A 19,382-nucleotide genomic window follows, 5' to 3' on the forward strand; every position below is an offset into this window, starting at 1 on the left:
ATTTGATCATGCAAGCAATCTTTTATCTTTAAGGCAATAGGCCTACCATAAAAAATTTGATAAACCTATAGGTTTTTAGCTTAGATTTTTAATTGCTTTTTTTCTTTCAAGGCAATTAATATTTTTCACTTTCTATTTATATTCTTTTATATTAAAATAATTAAATTAAACTAATATCCCTCTATTTTTTTATTTATGAACAAGACTTTGCAAGTTACCCAGTTTGATGCTGTGACTAATCGTAACATCAATGCCTGGCTTAAAGAGGCTTATGATGAACACACCAAGCTAGCCATACAGAAGTTACTTAAAGAACATCCTGAGGAAATAGCCGATGCATTTTCTACTAACCTCTCTTTTGGCACAGGTGGCCTACGTGGGATCATAGGGGTAGGAACCAATCGCATTAATCAGTATACCATTAGGGCCTGTACGCAAGGCTTGGCTAATTACTTAAATAGCCAACCTACCCCTGCTTCTCACCTTTCTGTATTGATTGGATACGATTGCCGCCATTATTCGCGCGAGTTTGCAGAAGAATGCGCTAAAGTTTTAGCAGGCAATAACATTCAAGTGTACATCTATCAAGATATTCGCCCCACTCCTTTAGTCTCCTTTGGATGTCGTTATAAAAAATGTGACGCTGCTATTATGCTAACAGCTTCGCATAATCCTGCCCAGTATAATGGTTGCAAAGTATATGGAAAGGATGGAGCGCAGGTGTCACCTCCTCATGATCAACTGATTGTTAAAGAAATCAATAAAATTACCGATCTTAAGATGATTAAGTATGAAAAAGAACTCAATCATTCCCTTATAAAATGGATAAAAGATGAGATTGATCAAGCGTATTTAAAAGCTATCATGCCTTTGCAGCTCTATCCGGAAGAAAATAAAAAGGAAGGTAGTACTTTAAAAATTGTTTACACTAGCTTGCATGGAACTGGGATTACAATTGTGCCTACGGCTATGAAAAGCTGGGGATTTTCCACTATACAATTAGTGACTAAACAAGTGACTGTTGATGGAGATTTTCCCACAGTAAAATCACCTAATCCCGAAGAAGAAGAAGCCTTAAAGCTCGGTAAAGACACTCTTAAGCATGTTAAGGGAGAAATTTTAATTGCTACTGATCCGGATGCCGATCGTGTCGGCATCGTGATTAACCATCAAGGCCAAATGTATCCTCTTGATGGTAATCAGCTGGCTTGTTTATTGCTGGATCATATTTTAGAAGCACTTTCTAAGCAAAAACGTCTTCCTAAAAATGCTGCTTTTGTGAAAACTATTGTTACCTCAGAACTTTTTCAAAAAATATGTGAGAGCTATGGCAAAACATGCTTTAATGTGCTCCCAAGCTTTAAATATATAGCAGAAAAAATCCGTGAGTGGGAAAGCTCATTGGCCTGTTATCAGTATTTGTTCGGTGTTGAAGACTCTTGTGGCTATCTCTATGCAACTTTGGCACGCGATAAAGATGCAGTCCTCACCTCTCTATTAATTTGTGAAATGACTTTACAAGCCAAACTTCAAGGCAAAACATTAATAGATAGGCTCCATGAGCTTTGGCAAAAGTATGGCACTTACGTAGAAGAAATTTTTACTTTAAAATTTGAGGGTACTAACGCTGGCAAGGAACAAATACTAAAAGGAATGAGTGCATTGCAAGAAAATCCTCCCCAAACAATTGGAGGGATTGAAGTGATTAAGATTGAAGATTACTTAACATCCCAACGATTGGATTTGAAAACAGGAAAAATTGAAGAAATTTTTCTTAATAAATCGGAATTTTTGGTATTTTATTTAGCTGATGAGTCTAAATTAGCCATTCGCCCTTCCGGAACAGAACCCAAGATTAAAGTCTACTGTGGAGTGAGAAGGAAAAATTTTATAAATGTGGAAAAGGCTGCAGCGGAAGGAAAGAAGCATGCTCAATTTCTTCTAGAAGCCTTTCAATGTCAGCTTTATAAGAGTTGTATAGGAAGAATAAATAATGATTAGCTCCTCTTTTTCTTCTAAGCGATGCAATCTTCGTGAAGATGAATAGCAAAGCTAGTAGGAAATAACAAACTTTTCAACAGAATTAAGCTCCTTATTTTAAAGATAGCTTAAGGAAAAATTTTTGTATGATGTCTATAAATGTGGAAGATCCTTTTAGTTGCTTAAGGCAAAGCTTTTTAGAAATCGATCCTGCTCGAAAAAAACTACTTTTGAATCAACTCTCTTATTCTAAGCGAGAAGATCTTCTTAAAATCATTCGTCAGGGTGCTAAGGCGCAAGTTAGTAAAGAAAGCTTTCTCTTCCTAAAAGGCCAAGTAAAAAGCATTCATCATTTAACGCCTAATTTAACAAGCAGACGCAATTATTCTATTCTTTCTCAAATGCTTGCCAAATGCAAAGCCATGGTAAAGCATCTACTAGCTTTTTTCAATATTATGACTGCTATGGCTACTCACTTAGTGGCTCAAAAGATTTTGTTTAAAAATAAAGCTTCCGTAAAACAAAAACCCTACATTACTGAGCTGGCTTTTCTAAAGCTTCTTCAGGCGATCCACAGCTCTCAGGAAGATAGCTATAAAATCAACTTCGCAAAATTACTAACCGAGCATGGATATGCGGCCGAGTTTAAAAATATTGAATTTTCTGCTAACTTTCAATTTTTTAAAAATGCTGATTTGGAAGGAATTGTTTTTACCCATTGTACCCTTCGATGGAATCATTTTGGAAAATCAAGATTAGAAAATGTGGTTTTTCAGGGATGTAATTTATCTAATATATCTTTTATGAATACCTCTCTTACAAATTGCTTCTTTAATCACTGTGAAATGCGAGAAGTGATGTTTACAGCAGCCGAGCTGGATAGCACTGCGTTTAAAAGTAGCTCGCTTATTACTTGTAGTTTTGAGGACGCCACTCTACGCCAATGTTCTTTTCATAAAGTTATTATGCCAGCCACACATTTCCTTGAAGCAGTAGTCATTGATACTGCCATCCAAAAAAGCGAATTAAAGAATACCGTATTTTTTGGCAACCTAGATAAATTTGATTTTCCTGCCAATGATTTGTCTCGTCAAAGTGCTATAATTTCTAAACCCATTACAGCTATTCTGGTCCATCCTGAGAATCGAGGGTTAAGTGTTCCCAAAGTATTCATCAAATTAGATAAGATTGCTGGCTTACTACCTCTGCGCATCACCCTTCAACCCCAAAAACTTACTAAAGAAGCTACAAATCAAGAAGCTGACATTTTAATTAATAAGGTAGGCTCCTATCGCAAAAGTAAAACTCCTATTCCTCAACGCATCCTGCATGCTGTAGCTGAAAATCCTCATCTCTACCCTAACTGTGCCTCAATTTTAAAAAAAGCTCATACATTAGCCTCCGAAGTAGATTCTTTCTTTTTGCCTGGTGGGGAAGATATCCCCCCTGCCCTTTATGGAAGAAAACAGGAAGAGCCTACAGAATGGGATAGAGATTACCGTCGTTCTTTCCTAGAATTATCTATGATGCATTACGTCCATTATCAAGGGCTTCCTTTAATGGCTAATTGCCGAGGCTTCCAGCTAGCCAATGTTTATTTTGGAGCTCAGCTTGAGCAACATGTGGAGGGACATAACAATGTCTTACAAATATTACCTGGTGCAAAAAAATCTTATCACGGGCTTTCTTATAAAGCTTTAAAAAAGCCTATGATTAGCTTAAGCTCCCACCATCAGGGGGTTTCTACGGAATTAGCAGCCACTGAATTTATTGAACCTTTAATAGAATATGAGGGCTTAGTAAAGGCTTCAGAAGCTAAATACTCGGGAGCAGCTCCCCTAATATTATTGCAATTTCATCCTGAATTTCTCAAAGCTCAAACTGCCCACACATTTTTTTTAGAGATCATTGATAAAGCCCTAAACTTCATTCTGTCTAAAAGAAACGATCTCTTTTGGAAAATATTTTTCGACAGTGCTAATACCCACCGCTACCGCAAAATTAGCTTAGCGGCTTTAAAAAATTCTGTAAAACTTCATCGATAATTTTTCTGAGAGCACGCTTAGTTTTTCTTATGAGAGCCATAGAGTTATAGACTAAAAAACTTAAATCTACTTATCAAGCCCCTCTAAAAGCTGTCTTTTTACTTAAGGAGAGGTCTTCATAAAATAGGGAGTGGCATAAGAAGCAACTCAAAAGCTTGTCATATGCTTTAAAAAAATTGCCTCCCTAACCTGAAAAGAGAAACATCTGGCTAGCCGTTGTCCCTCTATAAAAGCCTACTTTTTTTAAAATCTAGGATTCATTAGAAAGCTGCTTAAAAAGCCTATGATTTATTATTTTTATGAGCAACAGCCCGTTTTCTAGGGTGATTACGCTCTGGAGGGGGATTCCCTATCCAAATAGGCTTACGTCGAATATGATGGAGGACACGGCTTAGAGCCTTTAACTCTTTTTCTGTCACTAGGGTAACGACAACTCCAGCACGCTCTTGACGCCCCGTACGGCCAGAGCGATGAACATAGACATCCGGGCTATCAGAAAGTTGATAAATAAAAACATGGGTAATATTAGAAAAATCTAAACCTCTTGCTGCAATATCGGTAGCTACTAGATAACGAATTTTGCCATGGCGAAACTTGTTTGTAATTATAGAACGCACATCTTGCCCCAACCCCGCATGCAACAAATCGACGTCCGCCATTTTACGTTGCAACGTCCGACAAACTTTTTCGCATTGAATTCTTGAATGGCAAAAGATAATGGTTTGCTTAGGTTTTAATTCTTCTAGTAGGCTAAGTAAAGCTTGATCCCGCTGATCATAACGACAATATAAAAAGCGATGCTCTATGGACTCTGGAGAGACTTCATCAGACAACAAAGAGATTTCTTGTGGAGCTTTCATATGTTTTTTTGCCATACTACGAATCTCTTCTTGCATCGTCGCAGAAAATAATAGCGTTTGATGCTCATGGACCAGGCAATTAATAATAAAGGCCAGGTCATCATAAAAACCCATGCCAAGCATTTCATCAGCTTCATCTAGAACTAGGATATCTACTTGTGTCAAGTCGATTTGCCGGCTATAGATAAAGTCAATCAAACGCCCTGGTGTAGCTACTAACACTTGCACGCCAGATTTTAGTTTAGTTTGCTGCATGGTCGCATCTTCCCCTCCAAAAATAGCAAAAGCTTTCACTTTTTTTTCATAGCCAATTTTTTGAGTTTCAGTTGCATATTGCATGGCAAGTTCACGCGTAGGAACAATGATAAGAGCTTGTACGTGAGGAGAGTCAGGATTGACTTTATTACAAATCGGAATGGCACAGGCGGCTGTTTTACCTGAGCCTGTTTTAGACAAGGCGATAAGGTCTTTTCCTTGTAGTATCAAAGGGATAGTTTGGACTTGAATAGCAGAAGGTTGTTTGTATTGCATCCTTTCAAGAGATTTAAGAATCAAAGGATCTAAGTTCATATTTTCAAATAATGTCATTGGCACCGTTTTTTAATATTATTCGCAAGGATTTTTATTGATATAAAATTAGGGATAAAATGACGAAATAAAACAGCTAAGCGGTATTTCCAGTTAAAAACATTTACAGTTTTTAAGCTTTTAATTTGCTTCCATATCTGTTCAGCAGCAAATTGAGAAGTCATAATGCCCTTTTTATTAATTGCAGGATTTCCTCCTGCGCGGATTCTAAAATTAGTGTCGACCATGCCTGGGCAAGCTACTAGCACTCTTATCCCTTTTGGACGCAGCTCATAATCTAAAGAATAGGACAGCTTATTCACAAAGCTTTTAGAGGCCGCATATACGGAGAGATATGGAAATGTAAAGAATGCAGCCACCGAAGAAACATTCATAATTATTCCTGTTTTATTGGCTTTTTCCATAGCTTTAGCGGCCTCAAGACTTAATTCAAGTAAAGCTACACTGTTAACCTCTAATATTTGCAGCTGTTGTTCTGTAGAATAATTAATAGCTTCATTATATAAAGCAAAACCCGCATTATTGATAATCAGATCCGGGGCTTGCTGACGAATAATCTCTACGACAGCTTGCCTTCCTTCCGAGGTAGAAAGGTCGGCGGGGACAATTTCTACACTTACTTTTAGTCTTAAGACTTGCGCAGCTTTTTCTAGCTGAACAAGCTGACGACCACTTATAATTAAACGAATGCCCTCAGCAGCTAAAACTTCACAAAGAGCATAGCCAATTCCCGAGGTGGCACCGGTCACTAACGCTAAAGAAGGGGTTGGCACTTTACGCCTCACAGGAAGGGATCGTTTCACCATTAGCTGTTTCTTTTTTAAGCTCTTTGGTAGGATATTTGACACGGGAGTGACCTGAAGCCACCAGCGTTTTAATCAATGTTTCTTTCACCATCGCTAATTCTTCAAACGTCAGTAAACAATCATCAAACTGTCCATCATCGGCTTTTTCACGAATCAAGCGGTTAGACAACTCGGATAAAGTATGCTCAGTCACTTTATCTAAAGATCTTGAAGCGGCTTCTAAGGTATCCGCAATCATAATGATGACAGATTCTTTGCTACGCGGCCTGGGTCCTGAATAGCGAAAATCTTTTTCATCCACCAGATTGATATCCCCTTCCATTTTTTCTAATTGCTTACGATAAAAATAATAGACCCGTGTAGTTCCATGATGTTCTTTAATAATATCGATGAATTGTTCAGGCAGACCTGCTTTGCGCCCCATGGCTACACCTTCACTAACGTGAGCTAAAATCACCTGAGCTGATTCTAAAGGTGTTAGCAATTGGTGAATATTCATCCCTCCTTGTTGGTTTTCAGTAAAATACTGAGGAGTTGCTAACTTGCCCACATCATGATACAGCGTGGCCACCCTACAAAAAAGTCCATTAGCTCCTATGGCAGAAGCAGCTGACTCTGCTAAATTACCCACGACTACCGAATGTTGATAGGTGCCGGGGGCTTCTATAGTTAAACGGCGTAGCAGATCATTATTAGGATCCATGTACTCCATCAAAGTGACATCGGTCATGATGCGAAAAACGGATTCGAAAAGAGGTAAAAGTCCTACGACTAAGATAGCACTTAAAAGTAGAAAAAAAGCTACGCACATAATATCAGGAAAAAGAGAAAAATTCCATAAAGAATTATTATAGAAAGACATCGCTAATATTAGTCCTACTGCACTAACCCAAGCTTTGCCGCAGACTACAAATATCTCTTTACGTTTGCGCAGCGAATGAGTACTTAAGATAGCCACTAGGGCAGTGGCTAAGTTTAGAATCATAAATCCTTGCCGATCAAACGCCAGGGTCATAGTGAAAATAAAGGTTAAAAGAGCGCTTACAAAAGTGGCAACAGCTGAATTCATTAAACTACAAAGTAAAATAGCTGCGAAGGGAACGAATAGAGGATAACGAACAACTTCAATCAGATTGATTTTAGAGTTAAGTAAAAAAAACTCGGTAATCTTAGTTAATCCTAGTGTAAGGAGCACAATAGTAACAATCAAAAATAGCTTACGGTTGGAGGTCAGTATAGAGGGGCTATTAACATGAAAATAAGCTACGCAAATGCCTGTCAAAAGTAAGGTCATCACAAAGCTACCCAGCAAAGTCAAAGGATGCCATAAGTTGCGGCTTTCCCCTAAAGCTTTTTTCATGGCTTGCAACATGGCAATATGCCGAGCAGTTACTTTATCACCCTGATTTATTATCCGGCTTCCTGCACTTACATGCGTATACTTATCAGGCACTAAAGCTTGAATTTTTCTACTAATGTAGCGATAAGCGGGAAAATCCTCTTGAACTTTCCAGGTCATCGCTTGAAAATAGTCAATAATAAAATTAGCCGTTACACTTGATATAAAAGTGGGAGGAAAAGTAAATTCTTTGACATAATCCCAGACTGCTGAAGGAATGATAACATCCTCCATTTCTTCTGGGGTGTAAGCTAAATAATTTTCCGTTGATAACCCGATGTCTTGCATCTTCTGCATCGTACGGGGATCAGTAAAACGCAGTTTGAGAAGAGCTTTTTCCAGGGCATCTACCCCTTTATACATTTCTTCAAAAGTGCTTTTTTCTGAATATTTGCGCCAATCCTGATTATAGATAAGAAAATTTTCAAATTCTATTCGTCTTTGCCGTACACATTTTTCAGATAAAGCATAAATCTTGCCTACATCTTTAACCACTTCTTGTTTTAAAATGATGGTGGCTTCTTCATCATAAAAGTCAAAATCCACCTGTGTAACAGTATAGTTAGGAGCAATACTATTTAACTCAAGCACTTCTACACGAACTTCTCGAAAGTGGAGAAAAGCAAAAAAGCAAATAAAAAAAATAGTACCAATGAGTAAACGTATTCCAAAACTTTTGTCAAAAAAACCTTGCTCGCGGGAAAACTTTAACTCATTATAGTTGGCAATCTCGCTCGCTTTGTCATTCATATTATTTTATCCTAATCTTCTATAAATTCTTGTTTCCATCCTATAGTATGCTTAGTGAACCAAGAGTTACATCAAATTGCCATCATAACATATTAATTAAAATTAATCCCCATTTTTATTTGTTGCGGCACCCTCAAATCATGAGCCATGCCCTGCTGCAAAGATAAATAAGACAATTTTTTAGAGCCTAGGCGCATTAATTAGAGCTGCTAACTTTTTTTCTTTCGTGTTAGCATCTCTCTTGCAGAGCCCTATCCTAGCTAGTTTTTTTTGCTCACGGGTCAAGAATATCAGTTTTATTATTTATTTCTTGCAGCATATTGGCTGCTTTCTTCAGAATCAGTTACTCAATTCCTTTAGCTGCCCGATTTACCCATGCATAAGAGTAATAAAAAAAAAGTGTTAGTTACCGGTGGAGCTGGCTTCATTGGCTCTACTGTGAACAAGTTACTTCACGAAGCCGGCTACGATACTGTCATTTTGGATAACTTAAGCCAAGGCAAACGCAACCGCGTAAAATGGGGAACTTTTATTGAAGGCGATATGGGTGATTCCCTTCTCTTAAAAAAACTTTTTGCTCATCATCAGTTTGATGCCGTGATGCACTTTGCTGCCTTTATTAATGTAGGTGAATCTGTACATAACCCAGAGAAATATTATATTAACAACGTGTCTCATACATTAAATTTATTGGAATGTGTTAAAGAATTTAGTGTAAAAGCCTTTATATTTTCTTCCTCTGCAGCTGTTTATGGTTTACCCAAGGCTAACTTCATTTCTGAAGATCATCCCACTCATCCTATTAATCCCTACGGCGAAACCAAGCTTATCATTGAGAAAATTTTAGATGATATGGATAGAGCTTATGGAATTAAATCTGCTAAACTGCGCTACTTTAATGCGGCCGGTGGGGATCCTGAAGGAAAAATCAAAAATGATTTTTCTGCGTCCTCCAATCTTATTCCTATTGTTCTTCAAGCGATTCTAGATAATCGGCCTGTCACTGTCTTTGGAAAAGACTACCCTACTCCCGATGGAACTTGCTTAAGAGACTACATTCATATTTACGACTTAGCTACTGCTCATATAAAGGCCATGGAGAAATTATTAGCTGGGGGCCCCACGGAAATTTATAATTTAGGAAATGGAAAGGGATTTAGTGTAAAAGAAGTGCTTCAAGCTGCCGAAAAGGTTACCAAACAAAAAATTCAAGTCATTGAAGGGCCCCGACGTCCTGGGGATCCTCCTTGTCTTTTAGCCAATGCTTATAAAGCTAAACAAGAATTAAACTGGCAGATTAAATATCCTAGCCTTGAAGAGATGATTTACCACGCATGGACCTCTTTGGAAAAAAAATAAAGAAAATAATCACTTTGTCTTTAGATGAAAAGCTAGCCTTTTAATTTAAAGATAAATTTGATCTATCCATCTATTTATTTATCTATTTTTTAGGGCTGCTTCTTTCATTGGCTTTCTCCTTGCTAATTTGTATTCAACAGCTTGCTCACCCACTGGCTATTAATTTTACGATAGGCTCCTTAGGTAGTCCTTAATGCAATTCTATACTTAAATAAAACCTATCTTTAAGACAAGGGTTAGCCTCCAAATGCTAAATTTTCTTTTTGGAGGATAGAGCGATAGCTTCTTTAGCCAGTAGGTTTGATCTTCTTAAAGTTTTATCTTTTCTTTTTCTTAAAAGGATGGCTTAAAATTGGCCATTTTTCTTCATACAAGAACTACACCTTAGAAGAGCTTAATTAAGTTAACGGCCCATCCTGAGAAGGTTAGTAAGAACTTTTTTTGTTTAGCACAAATTCCTCCTTCCTTAAAATTACTCCAGGCAAGTAAGATAGATAAAAAAACATTCAAACATCTCTTATGACCTCTTATCAAGTCCTGGCTAGAAAATACCGACCTCAAACTTTTGCTGAAGTTCTAAACCAAGATGCTATTGTAACGACGCTTAAAAATGCCATTAAGAATAATCGCCTGGCGCAAGCTTACCTATTTTGTGGCTCTAGAGGAACAGGCAAGACTACATTAGCTCGCATTCTTGCCAAGGCATTAAATTGCCACCATCTTACTGAGCAGTTTGAGCCCTGCAATCAATGTAAATCTTGCCAAGAAATCACTTCTGGTCATTCGCTAGACGTTCTAGAAATTGATGGAGCTTCTAACCGGGGGATTGACGATATTCGTCAAATTAATGAAACGGTAGGATATGCTGCCTCAGCGGGCGGATATAAAATCTACATTATCGACGAAGTTCATATGCTCACCAAAGAGGCTTTTAATGCTTTGTTGAAAACCCTGGAAGAACCGCCTCCTAAAGTTAAGTTTTTATTTGCTACCACAGAGGCGCATAAAGTTCTGCCTACTATTTTAAGTCGCTGTCAACGTTTTAATCTTAAACGCATCTCTCCCTTGCTCATCCAAGCAAAGCTGCGTAAGATTGCAGAAGAGCAAAATATTCAGGTCGAAGATGAAGCCCTGCGTCTAATAGCTAACCATGCAGAGGGAGGGCTGCGCGATGCCGAATCTCTTTTTGACCAAGTTTTATCTTTTCACAATGGTTTGATTACTGCTTCCACTGTAGCTTGCATGTTAGGTATTGTGGAAAGCGACTACTTTTTCAAGTTAGATAAAGCCAGCCAAGAAAGCAATTTAGCCGTAGCTTTTGAGATCAGCGAAGAGGTATTTACCCAAGGTAAGGATATAGTTTATTTTGTAGAAAAATTAACAGAGCACTTTCGCAATATCTTGGTTGTCAAGCTCTCGGGCAAGCAAGCTCCTTTCTTGCATTTATCGGAGGAAGAACGCGATAAATATGCAGTTTCTGCTAAAGTGTATTCCCAAGAAGCTTGCTTAATGATTTTAGACTTTTTAGTGGAGGCCCATCACCAAATCCGATTCGCTCCTTCGCCTAAAACAACTTTAGAAGCTTTGCTATTGCGGATTATTCGTGCTCAATCCCGAATTCCTGTAGACATTCTTGTGCGTCGCTTAGTGGATCTAGAGCAAAGGGTAGGCAAAGAAGCATCCTCACTAGAAGGCTCGTCTAAAGCTGCAGCTGCGCCACCTAGTGCTACGCTAGCTATCCCTTCGACGCCACCTAGTTCGCCTATCAAGCCAGAACCGCCTTCTCCTGCTCTTAAGCTAGAACCCTTAGCAGATAGAGCTGTAAAAGGAGCCCCTTCATTAGCTAAAACTATTGATAAGCTTGCCTCTACTAGTGTTGATCCCACTACTCCTTGTGCTACACCAGCTATCTCTTCTGCGCCACCCGATTCACCTATCAAGCCGGAACCGCCTTCTCCTGCTCCTAAGTTAGAACCCTTAGCAGATAGAGCTGCAAAAGAAACTCCTTCATTAGCTAAAACTATTGATAAGCTTGCCTCTACTAGTGTTGATCCTACCCCTTCCCCTGCTGACTTAGGAATCGTAGAAATAGCAGAAAAGAAAGGCTTGCTTGCCAATAGTAAAGTAATAAAAGAGAAGCTAGATCCTAGCAAGATAAGTCGCTATGATACGATTATGCAATTTGCAGCCATAGAATTAGAAGGAACCATTCAAAAAAAATTAAGTTAAGGAAATATATGGGCTCAGGATTTTCAAAGCAAAAGAAACAAGCTAAAATGCTACAGGATCAATTCTCCAAATTGCAGACTCAGCTACAAGCCACTGAAGTGGTAGGAAGTGCCGGTAACGGGCTTGTATCGATTACTTTATCGGGCGAGCACGAACTAAAGCAGATTAAAATTAAGCCTGAATGTGTAGATCCTGAAGATATTGAAGGACTTGAAGACCTTATTAAAGCAGCTTATAAAGATGCTTTTTCAAAGCTTAAAGAGCAAAACCCCAAATTACCTAGCCTACCTGGTATGCCTAATTTAGGTGGATTTGGCTTCTAAAGCCATCGATGCTTATAAAATCAAAAATTTATTTTAGGAATTTTATAAATTTCTTCCTCACTTGCATGGCAGGTACGAAAGGAAAAGGGCAAGAAAAATAAAATAAAAAAATCTAGATAGGCAAGCTATAGGATAGATAGATTTCTACTGTTCTAGATAGCTTTTGCCATCTTTATAGTCTGTTATTTTTTTATCCTGTGCTTCCTAGCAACTTCTTAAGCAATCATATAGATGTAAGGCTACGCCATTAGACAAAAAGGGGAATGCTAAAGAGATGTTTTCCTTTGAAAATAGAGACATAGCGTTAAGGTATATGCATATAAACTAACGAGTGATATTTTTTTGCCGTTTTTCTTGAAAGCAGATAAATTCCCAGGCTTTTCATATCAACTCCTCTAAAGAAGCACGAGCGAAATGTGCATAAAAAGTTTCATCCAACAGGGCTTGTATTTCAGAAGTACTGGCTAAAGATAGCGCTTTTTCAGCTAACTTACAGCATGAGATAATGCTTGAGCAGCGAATTGCCTGCTTGATTAATGGTATATAGCGGGCAGCTACAGACACTTCCTGGATCCCTAATCCCATCAATAAAGGAATATATTTAGGGTTAGCAGCCATTTCACCGCAAATGCTGACAGGTACATTATGCCTATTAGCTTCAATGACTACATGCCGTATTAACCTTAAGACACACGGATGCATAGGCTGATATAAATGGCTCATGGTATTGTCACAGCGATCGACGGCTAAAGTATACTGGATAAGATCGTTAGTTCCTATAGAAAGAAAATCTGACTCCCGCGCAAGAAGGTCAGAGATAATAGCTGCTGAGGGCACTTCAATCATGCATCCTAAGTTCACTAAAGAAGTAACTTTTACTTGCCTAGCAGCCTCTTGGGTCATGCGTTTAGCTTCAATTAACTCTGGTAATGAAGAGACCATAGGAAAAAGAATATTAACCTCACCAAATGCACTGGCACGCAGGATAGCACGCAGCTGGGTCATAAAAATATCTTTCTCTCGTTCTAAACTTCCTACCGCTCTAAATCCCAAGAAAGCATTTCCTGTTTGACCTGGGGAAGCTTCTATGCCTGCCTTATCACGTCCCACATCAAAAGTTCGAATAGTGATAGGCAGACCCTGCATATTTTCTACAAGTTCTCGATAAATTTCGAATTGCTCATCCTCGGTAGGCAAGCGTTCCCGACCTACTAAAATATTTTCAGAGCGGTATAATCCCACCCCCTCGCCACCATATTCATGAATTTTCTTAACTTCGCTGCTAGTTTCTATATTAGCTAGAAGTCTCATTTTATAGCCGTCATAAGTTTCTATATCATGAGAGTCTGTCTGCCTTAACCGAAGACGTCTAGCATTTAACTCCTCACTTAGCCTTTCATATTGGGCTAATGTTTCGGAAGAAGGATTAAAAATTAGCTCCCCATTTCTTCCGTCGACAATCACTAAATAATCCGAGCAGCTCGACACTTCGTCAAATGCTATGTTGGTCATATAAGGAATTTCTTTAGCCCGTGCAAGGATGGCAGCGTGTGCGGTAGCACTTCCTCTTTCGGATACAATAGCCCTTACACACTTCTGGCTAGCTTCTGCAGTCTCCGCGGGGCTTAAATCTTTTACAAAAAGTATCGAGTCTGGTAAAAGCTCATCAAAAGCATTTCTTGTTTCCTTATGAAGATAGGCCATAATACGGCGGGAGATATCCTGTACGTCTTTAAATCTCTCTCGAAAAAACATATCCTCTAAGGTATCAAATTTTTTCTGATACTCTTGGATCAATTGATGGAGGATATATTCAGGAATTTTTCGCTTGGAATGGATTTGTTTGCTAACTTCTGTAATTAATGAAGGGTCAGACAGTAGCTGTAATTGCGCTTCTAAAATGGCAGCCCCTTCATCCATACCATCGAGTTCAAGCTGATTTTTAATTGCCTGTAAATCATTAATGACTGATTGGACAGCCGCTTGGAAGCGTTCGGTTTCAGCCTCGACTTTATAAGCCGGAATATTTTCATCGGGAAAACTTTTTTGCAAAGTTTTTAGAAAAAAAGGCTTTCCAATCGCGATTCCACTGGAAATTACATTGCCAGTTAACCGAATTTCTTCTAGATTAGAGTGTGGCAATTTTACTCCTCAAATTGATTTTCAAATGCTTGGACAAGCCTTTCTAAAGTTTCTTTAGCATCTTCACCCACCACTTCAATAGTGATTTTAGAATTTCTCCTTGCAGCCAACATAAGAATACTAAGAATGCTTTTAGCGTTGATTTCCTCTTTTTTATGTTTAAAGGTTACATCACTTTTACTGTTTTGCAACAGTTTCACAATAACTGTTGCAGGGCGGGTATGAAGGCCCATTTTATTTTTAACTTGCACTTGACTCGACAGCTTCACGGATCCTTTTCCTTGTTTGATTTTTAGAAGAAATCATATCTAGCAACTTATTATTAAACTCTTTTGCAGAATTATATCCCATTGCTTTTAGGCGATGATTAAGAGCGATGGTCTCTAATAATAATACTACATCGCGACCTGGTTTCACAGGCAGCACATGATAGGGAATATTTAATCCTAGCAGATCACAGTAATTTTCCACCAAACCTACTCGATCATAAAAATGTTGATCATCCCAAGCTTCCAGCTTAACCACAATATCTATACTTTTGTTATCTCTTACACATACGGCCCCATAAAGGTGAGCGACATTAATGATACCTATTCCTCGAATTTCCATATGATGCCGAGTCAATTCTGCTCCAAATCCTTCCACATAAGAGTCTTCTCTTTTTTTAACCTTGACTACATCGTCCGATATAAGGCGATGGCCCCTTTCAATAAGGCCTAAAGCCGCTTCACTCTTCCCTACCGAGGAATCTCCTTTAATCAAAACCCCTACCCCAAAAACTTCTACCAATGTGCCATGGCAGGTCATACTAGGAGAAAATTCTTCACTTAATAAGAGAGTAAGCTTACTCAGCAAGCTCATCGTACTCATGCTAGATCTAAAAAGAGAAATCCCTTTATTTTGACATAATGTGACTAATTCTTTTAAGGGCAATAGCCTTCTAGCCACAATGACAGCAGGAGTAGCAGTGGTAAGAATCTCTTTTAAGCGATTGACACGTATTTCAGGATCTAAGTCTCTCAAATATTCCATTTCGACTCGCCCAAATACAAGAATACGCTTATAAGCATGATTTTTCATAAAACCACATAAACTAAGTCCCGGGCGATGAGACTCAGGTACCTTGATAGAACGCTTGAGCCCTTTATGGCCTGCTACGAGAACCAAGCCTAAATCATGGCCATGTTTTTGGAAAAGTTCCTCTACCTTATAAATCATATTTGCTAGCTTACTCTTCCATGATAAAATGTTAAATCCTCTACAAAAGGTGTAATAGCCAACTTAAAGGAGGAAAAATCTTTAAAATTTGATAGCTTTTTTATCTTTTTCCATTGAATAGAAGGATAAAGATTTCCCATCACTAACCTACTGTTAGCCACCTGGTAGCTAATCCACAAAAAATCGAAAAAGCAGTATTTCAACAGAATCATAAATGATAATAAAGTTATCCGGTTAATACTAAATTTTTTCTTTCAGCCACAAAAGTTTATCCTCATCTCCTACACAAGCAGGCGAAAAGCTATGTAACGCTCTGGCATTTATCCTTCCCATCCATTCTCAAACTGTTTTTGCATGATAAAGATTTTAATGGTAGCCACCCTTCAACAAAATCCCCACAATTTTTTAAAAGCCACTAGCAAATTAAATGCTCTAAAAAATTCACAACCACTCAAGATAACCGGTAAGCAAATAACAGGATAATTTATAGCAGAACTTTGAAAATTTAAGTAGGCTAGCTCCTAATATTTTCCAGAAAAAACTTAAATTTTTTTCTAAAAAGAACGCTTGAGGAAAACTTTCTCGGACACTAGGAACAGATAGCTGAGAATGGTAATCTTTAACAGACAAATTCATCGACTTATTCCTTAAAATTGAGAGGTATTAAGGGCTAAAGGCTACATTTAAATGACTTTCTAAATTTTTATCCTTTTTAATAGGCTGGTAGCATGAGGCTCTAATGATTAGAGAAGTGCTAGCAAATTTTTTGTTTTTTTCCTTAAAAACTTTTCAATCATACTTTTACCAAATTTTTGAATTTCTTTGAATTTAATTAAGAAGGGTTTGCATTAATTATGTTAAAAAATTAAGATGAAAAGCAAATGAGTCAATTTTTTGAGCTTATTTTTATTTCCTGATTTTCAAGTACTTAGAGAACAAAGGATGGCCGAGCGTGGAGGTAAACAGAGTAAGGCTAGAAAGATTAAATGTCGAATTTAAAGATTTGCAATCGGGAGATATGTCCCAGCATAATTTTGCTGAGCTTATTCTTATTGAGCATATCCCTGGAGGCACAGCCCCCTTATGTTATATTCTTAAAAATGATAAAATTTTCAGTGAAGCTCTACCAGAAAATTTTCAATACCTACTTTCTACCTTAGATAGGACAGCTTTTTACCCCATCGGCGAAGTGCTAGCCATTAATAAGCTTCATAAATATATCTTATTAAAAGATAATAATTCAATTTCTTATAATTATTTAATTATCACTTTTAGCAACCACTACGCTTTAATTAACTATGCCTTTTTAGCGGGCATCCATACCTTGATGGATGCTCTTCGAGTACGCAAAAAAATCCCTGCGGCTTTCCCTGACCCAATTAAAGCTAGCCAACCTAAAGAACGCACTAAATTAAAAGGAACTAAAACGCTATCTAAGAATTTAAGCTTTCTTCAATCTCTTCAAAGCCTTCAGTCTCGCAAAATAAATAAGTTGAAAGATCGAGGTTTAACTTGCTCCCTTAACAACCCAAACAAGAGATTATACGAAGTTCAAATTTAATATCCTTAGTCCCTTATATTTATTTTGTAAAAGTTATCCCGCTCTTTTCTATGGCCTTTCATTTTTATTAGGAGTCTATGGCGGCTTAGGGATTTCATCTTCTAGCCTCTTTATAAATAGCCTGCTTCTAACCATCCTTTTGCTCTCTTTTGCCTTTCAGCAGGAATACAAAGCTGCAGTTTTTAACTTCCTTCTTTTTTTAAGTGCTGCTTTCTATTCTTCCCTAGCCTTCCAACCTCCTCAGCTACCTGAACAAGGAGTTACAGGTACTGCGCTTATTCATATCTCTTCTTTATCCCGAAAGAATACCTTCATAGGTAAAAGCTGGAACTATCAAGGTAAGCTGCTCTATTTTACCGGGCATGAATCTTTAAATATCTATCCTAACATTTCTGTAATCATTTCTTTATTAGATCATGCAGCGCTTAATCGCCCTTCAGCTAATAAAACCTACCTTTTACAAGGTAGGCTTAAACAGTCTAAAAATGGTAAATTTATTTTCAAGCCAGATAAATACCAGCCCTGGCACCCTTTAGCAAATAGTTGGGGTCTAGCAGAATGGCGCTTTAATGCCAAACAAGCCGTTAATCAATATATTTCTCAAAAAATTTCTAAAAACCCAAATAGCCCTAGTAGCAGCTTTCTTTCAGGCATCACAACGGGCGAATTTGAAAATCGCCTCATGGCTTTTGAATTTTCGCGTTTCGGCTTGCAACATATCATGGCTATTTCGGGCTTTCATTTTGCCATCGTAGCAGGCATGCTGGGTTTTATTTTATCTTGGATAGTAGGACAAAAAACGAGTGTAAGTCTTCTTATGCTTTTTATGACTCTCTACTTTGCTTTTCTAGGGCCTTCTCCCTCTATAATTCGAGCATGGGTCAGCTGCATGCTAGGCTTTGGTGCTACCCTACTAGAGAAACCTCCTTCTGGCCTCAATTCTTTGGGAATAGGATTGTTAATCGTTCTTATTTTTGATCCGGAATTAGCGCTTCATATAGGCTTCCAATTTAGCTTTGCCGTGACAGCAGCCATCCTAGTCTCTTATTTCTCCTTCGACTATTTACTCCAAAAGATTTTTGCTAAGAAAACCTTTAATCAATTAATGGCCATGAATCTTTCCAATCAGCACGGCTTTATCGTTCTCACTCTCTTCCGCCAAGCATTAGCACTATCCATAGCAGTTACTTTAGCAGCCCTTCCTCTAACCCTCTATTATTTTCAAAAGTTCCCCTTATGGAGTATAATTTATAATTTCTTTTTTCCTTGGATGGTAAGTCTTGCCCTCATGTTATTATTAGCTGGCTTAATGGTAGGAATTTTAAGCTCTAGCCTAGCCCAGATCATCCATAATTTTAATGAATCCTTTACCAACTTTGTCTTAGATTACGCCTATGGTATGCCCAAAAGCCTGGATTATAATATAAATCTGTTGATGAACCAGGAAATAACTATTTTATGGCTAGGAATATATTTTCTAGCAGGAATTTATGGACGACATTACTTGAGCCAGCAACAAAAGATTACTAGCCAGGAATTTATTTTTTGAAAGCATCTTTTCACTCTGTTGTTACTAGCTGAACGCCATTTTTTTTACTCACCACTATCTTAACCAGTGCAGGTTGCAGCATTAACTAGTGTTCGGAAGCTTAATGTAAAAAAATTAATTCTTTTTCATAATCCATTTCAAAAGGTTTTATTTAAGCTCCTTTAGATTGGCATTTATAGCTGTTGTCATTGGGTGATGGATACCATATAATCCGATATTAATTCTAAGCGCTTCTTTAGTATATTTGATTGCCGATCCTATATCTTTTTTTTGTTGATAGATTGCTCCTAAAGTATTGTAATTTATTGTAACGGCGTAATGATTTTCACCAAAAAGCTTAAGATTAACAGCGAGGGCTTTCTCGGCATACTTAATTGACTGTTTTAGATCTCTATGACTTAGATAAATTGTTCCCAAGTTGTTATACGCTTTCGAGCAACTCTTTATGTAATCATATACTTAATAAAAAGCTTGTTTTTACGGCTAGAGTCAGCTTGGAAAAGATTAATTTCTTTTTCGGTTATACAGACGTAGTTTCTTTAAAAGGTATTATAATCCTTCGCCACATCGGGA

15 protein-coding genes are annotated in these 19,382 nt (G+C 37.8%); 7 read left to right on the forward strand and 8 right to left on the reverse strand.

Going from position 1 to position 19,382, the window contains the following annotated elements; translation table 11 throughout:
• Positions 1-195: 195 nt before the first annotated feature.
• Positions 196-2,001 carry a phospho-sugar mutase gene (locus DB42_RS08265; RefSeq protein WP_044882560.1) on the forward strand — a complete coding sequence of 602 codons (1,806 nt, stop codon included), beginning with the start codon at positions 196-198 and terminating at the stop codon, positions 1,999-2,001.
• Positions 2,002-2,126: 125 nt separating this feature from the next.
• Positions 2,127-4,025 (forward strand): gamma-glutamyl-gamma-aminobutyrate hydrolase family protein, encoded by a 1,899-nt coding sequence (locus tag DB42_RS08270; RefSeq protein WP_044882561.1) that lies wholly within the window; start codon positions 2,127-2,129, stop codon positions 4,023-4,025.
• 281 nt (positions 4,026-4,306) lie between these two features.
• On the opposite strand, the gene DB42_RS08275 is transcribed toward DB42_RS08270, so the two are convergent.
• The 3 genes from DB42_RS08275 to DB42_RS08285 are packed head-to-tail and all read right to left on the reverse strand — an operon-like array spanning position 4,307 to position 8,428.
• Positions 4,307-5,473 (reverse strand): DEAD/DEAH box helicase, encoded by a 1,167-nt coding sequence (locus DB42_RS08275; RefSeq protein ID WP_044882562.1) that lies wholly within the window; start codon positions 5,471-5,473, stop codon positions 4,307-4,309.
• Positions 5,470-6,279: an SDR family oxidoreductase gene (locus DB42_RS08280; protein WP_044882563.1), complete on the reverse strand. Its 810-nt coding sequence runs from the start codon at positions 6,277-6,279 to the stop codon at positions 5,470-5,472. The genes DB42_RS08275 and DB42_RS08280 overlap by 4 nt, the downstream gene beginning before the upstream one ends.
• Positions 6,248-8,428: an HD family phosphohydrolase gene (locus tag DB42_RS08285; RefSeq protein WP_044882564.1), complete on the reverse strand. Its 2,181-nt coding sequence runs from the start codon at positions 8,426-8,428 to the stop codon at positions 6,248-6,250. Before DB42_RS08285 ends, DB42_RS08280 begins: the two co-directional genes overlap by 32 nt.
• A gap of 375 nt (positions 8,429-8,803) precedes the next feature.
• Between DB42_RS08285 and galE the strand changes: the two genes are divergently transcribed.
• From galE to DB42_RS08300, 3 genes are all read left to right on the forward strand, one after another.
• Positions 8,804-9,787, forward strand: a complete 984-nt coding sequence (gene galE / locus DB42_RS08290; RefSeq protein WP_044882565.1) for a UDP-glucose 4-epimerase GalE — start codon at positions 8,804-8,806, stop codon at positions 9,785-9,787.
• A 519-nt stretch (positions 9,788-10,306) separates the two neighbouring features.
• Entirely contained in the window at positions 10,307-12,016 is a 1,710-nt protein-coding gene (gene dnaX / locus DB42_RS08295; RefSeq protein WP_044882566.1) for a DNA polymerase III subunit gamma/tau, read from the forward strand.
• Between the two features lie 8 nt (positions 12,017-12,024).
• Positions 12,025-12,339 (forward strand): YbaB/EbfC family nucleoid-associated protein, encoded by a 315-nt coding sequence (locus tag DB42_RS08300; protein ID WP_044882567.1) that lies wholly within the window; start codon positions 12,025-12,027, stop codon positions 12,337-12,339.
• A 381-nt stretch (positions 12,340-12,720) separates the two neighbouring features.
• Here the strand turns inward: DB42_RS08300 and ptsP are convergent, their stop codons facing one another.
• The 4 genes from ptsP to DB42_RS08320 form a co-directional block, all read right to left on the reverse strand.
• On the reverse strand, positions 12,721-14,481 hold the full coding sequence (gene ptsP / locus DB42_RS08305) for a phosphoenolpyruvate--protein phosphotransferase (protein WP_044882568.1): 1,761 nt from the start codon (positions 14,479-14,481) through the stop codon (positions 12,721-12,723).
• A gap of 2 nt (positions 14,482-14,483) precedes the next feature.
• On the reverse strand, positions 14,484-14,750 hold the full coding sequence (locus tag DB42_RS08310; protein WP_039384027.1) for an HPr family phosphocarrier protein: 267 nt from the start codon (positions 14,748-14,750) through the stop codon (positions 14,484-14,486).
• A complete protein-coding gene (gene hprK / locus DB42_RS08315; protein WP_044882569.1) occupies positions 14,722-15,699 on the reverse strand; it encodes an HPr(Ser) kinase/phosphatase in 978 nt (325 codons plus the stop codon). The genes DB42_RS08310 and hprK overlap by 29 nt, the downstream gene beginning before the upstream one ends.
• Before the next feature lie 441 nt (positions 15,700-16,140).
• Entirely contained in the window at positions 16,141-16,335 is a 195-nt protein-coding gene (locus DB42_RS08320) for a hypothetical protein (RefSeq protein WP_044882570.1), read from the reverse strand.
• A 316-nt stretch (positions 16,336-16,651) separates the two neighbouring features.
• Here DB42_RS08320 and DB42_RS08325 point away from each other — a divergent pair, with 316 nt between their 5' ends.
• Complete coding sequence (locus DB42_RS08325; protein ID WP_044882571.1) at positions 16,652-17,260, forward strand: hypothetical protein; 609 nt, start codon at positions 16,652-16,654, stop codon at positions 17,258-17,260.
• A 139-nt stretch (positions 17,261-17,399) separates the two neighbouring features.
• Complete coding sequence (locus DB42_RS08330; RefSeq protein WP_044882572.1) at positions 17,400-18,809, forward strand: ComEC/Rec2 family competence protein; 1,410 nt, start codon at positions 17,400-17,402, stop codon at positions 18,807-18,809.
• 147 nt (positions 18,810-18,956) lie between these two features.
• Here the strand turns inward: DB42_RS08330 and DB42_RS08335 are convergent, their stop codons facing one another.
• Positions 18,957-19,256, reverse strand: a complete 300-nt coding sequence (locus DB42_RS08335) for a tetratricopeptide repeat protein (RefSeq protein ID WP_080502806.1) — start codon at positions 19,254-19,256, stop codon at positions 18,957-18,959.
• Positions 19,257-19,382 lie beyond the last annotated feature (126 nt).

It is taken from the genome of Neochlamydia sp. EPS4 (genome assembly GCF_000813665.1).
Lineage (GTDB): Bacteria > Chlamydiota > Chlamydiia > Chlamydiales > Parachlamydiaceae > Neochlamydia.

What these genes read in the sequence shown, in the direction of transcription:
- DB42_RS08265 (WP_044882560.1), top strand. Translation starts at nt 196, where the DNA reads ATGAACAAGACTTTGCAAGTTACCCAGTTTGATGCTGTGACTAATCGT.
- DB42_RS08270 (WP_044882561.1), top strand. Translation starts at nt 2,127, where the DNA reads ATGATGTCTATAAATGTGGAAGATCCTTTTAGTTGCTTAAGGCAAAGC.
- DB42_RS08275 (WP_044882562.1), bottom strand. Translation starts at nt 5,473, where the DNA reads ATGACATTATTTGAAAATATGAACTTAGATCCTTTGATTCTTAAATCT.
- DB42_RS08280 (WP_044882563.1), bottom strand. Translation starts at nt 6,279, where the DNA reads ATGGTGAAACGATCCCTTCCTGTGAGGCGTAAAGTGCCAACCCCTTCT.
- DB42_RS08285 (WP_044882564.1), bottom strand. Translation starts at nt 8,428, where the DNA reads ATGAATGACAAAGCGAGCGAGATTGCCAACTATAATGAGTTAAAGTTT.
- galE (WP_044882565.1), top strand. Translation starts at nt 8,804, where the DNA reads ATGCATAAGAGTAATAAAAAAAAAGTGTTAGTTACCGGTGGAGCTGGC.
- dnaX (WP_044882566.1), top strand. Translation starts at nt 10,307, where the DNA reads ATGACCTCTTATCAAGTCCTGGCTAGAAAATACCGACCTCAAACTTTT.
- DB42_RS08300 (WP_044882567.1), top strand. Translation starts at nt 12,025, where the DNA reads ATGGGCTCAGGATTTTCAAAGCAAAAGAAACAAGCTAAAATGCTACAG.
- hprK (WP_044882569.1), bottom strand. Translation starts at nt 15,699, where the DNA reads ATGATTTATAAGGTAGAGGAACTTTTCCAAAAACATGGCCATGATTTA.
- DB42_RS08320 (WP_044882570.1), bottom strand. Translation starts at nt 16,335, where the DNA reads ATGAATTTGTCTGTTAAAGATTACCATTCTCAGCTATCTGTTCCTAGT.